Source organism: Photorhabdus cinerea (assembly GCF_011189575.1).
GTDB classification, from domain to species: Bacteria; Pseudomonadota; Gammaproteobacteria; order Enterobacterales; family Enterobacteriaceae; genus Photorhabdus; species Photorhabdus cinerea.
Genome location: NZ_PUJW01000073.1, coordinates 1 through 4,156, shown reverse-complemented (window position 1 = coordinate 4,156; position 4,156 = coordinate 1). Strand labels below are relative to the sequence as shown.

The 4,156-nt window shown below is 38.1% G+C and carries 3 protein-coding genes and 1 pseudogene; 3 read left to right on the top strand and 1 reads right to left on the bottom strand.

Annotated features, from left to right (window positions below; all coding sequences use genetic code 11):
- Positions 1 to 1,004, top strand: a 1,004-nt coding sequence (locus tag C5469_RS22395) for an MFS transporter (RefSeq protein WP_166310853.1), incomplete at its 5' end; no start/stop codon positions are given.
- Between the two features lie 2 nt (positions 1,005 to 1,006).
- Here C5469_RS22395 and C5469_RS22390 read toward each other — a convergent pair.
- Positions 1,007 to 1,309, bottom strand: a pseudogene (locus tag C5469_RS22390) (PTS sugar transporter subunit IIA); the annotation flags it as partial.
- Between the two features lie 272 nt (positions 1,310 to 1,581).
- On the opposite strand from C5469_RS22390, the gene C5469_RS22385 reads away from it, so the two are divergent.
- Positions 1,582 to 2,736, top strand: coding sequence for a thioester reductase domain-containing protein (locus C5469_RS22385; RefSeq protein WP_166310851.1), 1,155 nt, complete (start codon positions 1,582 to 1,584; stop codon positions 2,734 to 2,736).
- Positions 2,737 to 2,796: 60 nt separating this feature from the next.
- Positions 2,797 to 3,999: a 3-oxoadipyl-CoA thiolase gene (gene pcaF, locus C5469_RS22380; RefSeq protein WP_166310849.1), complete on the top strand. Its 1,203-nt coding sequence runs from the start codon at positions 2,797 to 2,799 to the stop codon at positions 3,997 to 3,999.
- Positions 4,000 to 4,156: the final 157 nt, after the last annotated feature.

The window sequence follows — 4,156 nt, the reverse complement described above, 5'->3', positions numbered from 1 at the left end:
CCACGGGACTTCTCTTTTTTGGACCGCTTGGTGATACGCTAAACCGTCGAAAACTGATTTTTTGCCTCTTAATCGGCAATATAGTCAGCCTTATCTTATGTGCCAAAGCTGCTAATTTCACATGGTTGCTCATAGGTAGTTTAACCTTAGGGCTAACTTCTATTTCAGCACAAATTATTATTCCCGCCGTATCTGGTTGGGTAATACCAGAAAAACGGGGCCGAACTGTAGGAAATCTGATGAGTGGCCTTTTCGCGGGAGCACTGCTTGCCAGAACATTGAGTGGTGCAATCGGAGAGCATTTCGGCTGGCGTGAAATGTTTATATTGGCAGCTTTAATTGATATCTTCCTGTTTTTTCTGGTCTGGTTTGTGCTGCCAGAAATAGAAACACCACATACTATGACTTATAGCCAACTCCTTATTTCACTCGGTAAGTTAGTAAAGCAACAACCCCTTCTGCGTGAAGCAGCATTATCCGGTTTTTTATTATTTGCCGCTTTTAATACACTATGGGGTTCTCTGGCCTTATTGCTTTCCCAACCGCCTTACGGTTGGGGAAGCGATATCGCCGGTCTTTTTGGCTTAACGGGCATGGTAGGAATGCTAGCCTCGCCAATAATAGGTTCATTGACAGATCGCTTCGGTGGAAGAGCCATTGTTGCCGCCGGTGCTTTATTGGTGACATTATCCTTGTGTCTGATTAGTGGAACTCGCCATAGTATTTTGTTTTTATTCGTGGGTATTATTTTGCTGGATCTTGGCAGCAGAGCGAGTTTAGTAGCAAATCAAACACGGTTGTATACATTATTACCTGATGCTCGCAGTCGGCTAAATACTGTATTTATGACCTGTTATTTCGCCGGTGGCGCAATAGGTTCTTCTTTGGGCGCTGTCGCAGCCTGGCATTTTTCCTGGTATGGTGTCGCTTTCAGCGGTGGTGGATGCGCATTATTAGCCGCTCTGAAGGTTCTGTTTAGCTCAAATAACAGCAAGCAAACATGATCTCACACACTACGCCCCAAACTATCTTTGGCGATAACCTGAAAATCATAAAAGCTTTGGCTATTCAATAATCTTTTTGTTGCTTTCTCGCGTAAGAAAGTCACAAATAGATCATAAATTGTCATTGCTTCTTCATATTCCGCTTTACTTATCGCCAGCAGGAAAATAACGTTCGCCATCTCTTTTTTCTCTTTGTCCCATTCAATACCGTTCGGGGCTAATATTGTTACTACCACGGTTTTATGCGCCAGTAATCCCAATGTATGTGGTAATGCAATTCCTTCTCTCAATAGGGTTGATACTATTTTATAGAATTACCGATTTTCTTTATAATTTCAATCTGATATCGTTCTTATCAAGTCAGTTATTTGTATTTCATAATGCATTTTCCTGTGGAGAGAAAGATACCTACTATACCAACTGACTACCCTTCTGAAAAATTTAACTTACTAGTCGGATACGTCTATGAAATATATCTTTGCATTTTTTGCAAATCACTTATACATAAAATACATATTCACAAAATGAATAAAACAAATAGATTATAAAATTTTATGCATAATGAGGTATAGTAGTAATGAAAAAAAATATTTTATTGACCGGAGCAACAGGTTTCATCGGTGCATATATGCTCGATGAATTAATAAAAACTGAAGCATATGGAAAAATTTTTATCATAATTCGAGATGTTGATAAACTTAATCCGATAAAAAGGATAGAGGATGCATATGAAAAATTTTCAATAACATATAAGTACAACCTAAAAGACCCATCAAAGATAGAAATAATAGAAGGAGACATTACAAAACAAAAATTTGGCCTTGTTCCTAAAGTATGGACATACTTATCAAATGAAATCGATGTTATCCATCATATTGCAGCAAGAGTAAACCATATCAGATCCTATGACATTCTTAAAAGCGCTAATGTTGATAGCGTCAGAGACATAGTAGAGCTGTCTAAAGAAGGAAAGGATAAAGTAGTAAATTTTGTTTCCACGTTAGGATCAGCTGTAGCTCAGGACGATAATGACAAATATGTTGAGAACTTTCCTGATAGCAAACCACTACTTTCAGATATGGGATATCTTTTATCTAAATGGGAAGCTGAAAAGATTTTAAGAGAACATCATAACAGTGGTGGTAAAACAAATATTTTTCGTCTAGGCTACATTTCAGGCAATAGCAAAACAGGGATTTCACTATACAAAAACAATCAGTTTATGCTCTTTATTAAAAGCTGTATCCAAATGGGATATGCTCCGATTCTGAACCGTACTATTAATCTTACACCAATAGATAAAACAATTGAATTCATGAATCTGCCAATATTTACCACGGAAGGAGGACATGTTTTCAACCTGTTTAACTATAAGGAATTAATCCATTGGAACGAAATCATAAATTGGTTAAAGAGTTACGGTTATAGGATCGAATTTCTAGAATTCTATGAATGGCAGAAAAGATTACTCCAAGATGGTGAAGATAGCCCGCTATATAGGCTTTTTTCTCTTTATGGTATTCCTGGGGCCCATGAAAAAATCTTGCGTTTTGGTCGTGAAATTAAGAAATTTCACTATGAACAAACAGCTGAAATTTGTAAAAAAGAAACTATTGATTTCCCAAGGGTTAAATACGATCTACTAAAAACTTATATTGATTATCTTATTGAACAGGAGTTTATCCCATCACCAATAATTAAAGACCATACAATCAAATGCTTAGTTAACTAATCAATAGACCATCTTTCTATAGATATAATCATAAAACTATATAAATTGAAGAAAATAATTATGATAGAAGCTTATATATGTGATGCAGTAAGAACCCCATTTGGAAAATATGGCGGATCATTATCTCAGGTTAGGACCGATGATCTAGCAGCACTAACTATTCAAGGGCTTTTGAAAAGACATCCCCAATTAGAAAGTATACATATCAATGATGTAATTCTTGGATGTGCAAATCAGTCTGGAGAAGATAATCGCAATGTAGCACGAATGGCATTATTACTGGCTGGCTTGTCTGAACAAGTACCTGGTACAACCATAAACAGACTCTGCGGGTCTGGGCTTGATGCTGTTGCTATGGCGGCAAGAACCATCAAATCAGGTGAAGCCAATTTAATAATTGCAGGAGGAGTAGAAAGTATGACAAGAGCTCCTTATGTCATGGGGAAAGCACATAAAAGCTTTGCCAGAAATATGGAAATTGAAGACACAACGATGGGATGGAGGTTTATTAATCCTCGAATGAAAGCAATATATGGTGTCCACACAATGCCTGAAACCGCAGAAAATCTTGCCGAACGTTACTCTATCTCAAGACAAGAGCAAGACAAATTTGCTTTACAAAGTCAACTACGAACATTACTTGCACAGGAAAATGGATTTTTCAAGGATGAGATTATCCCCATTATTCTTCCAGGCAAGGCCGGTGATACAATAATCTTTTCCAAAGACGAACATCCAAGGAAAACATCATTAGAGGAACTAACCGCATTACGGCCAATCGTGAAAAAAGAGGGAACAATTACCGCGGGAAACTCTTCTGGAATCAATGATGGTGCTAGCGCCCTACTCATTACCAGTAAGATAGCATGTGATAAATATCAGCTAAAACCTCTAGCAAAAATTCTTGTCACGGCAACAGCAGGAGTTCATCCTGAAATTATGGGGATAGGGCCAATTCCAGCCGTTAAAAAAGCCTTAGCTATGTCCGGAACAAAAATTGAGGATATGGATATTATCGAAATTAATGAAGCATTTGCTGCACAAGCTCTAGCTGTAATGAAAGAACTTAATATTCGATGGGATGCTCCTCATGTTAACTGTAATGGTGGAGCCATTTCTCTGGGCCACCCACTAGGGGCATCTGGAGGAAGAATTTTGGCAAATGCCGTCTATCAACTACATCGGCAACAAGGAAAATTGGCTTTATGTACCATGTGCATTGGTGTTGGGCAAGGTATCGCAATGATCCTTGAAAGGGTCTAATTATCCTTCTTCCAAGACTAAATCGTCTTAGCAAGCCACTCCTGCAATAACGATATAAATGCTGTTAATTTTGCTGGCGGGTGAGCAAGTGCCCGCAGTAAATAAATATCTTCTTTGCGTCCATCGGGATCATTGAATAAAGGCATCAGTTTTCCAG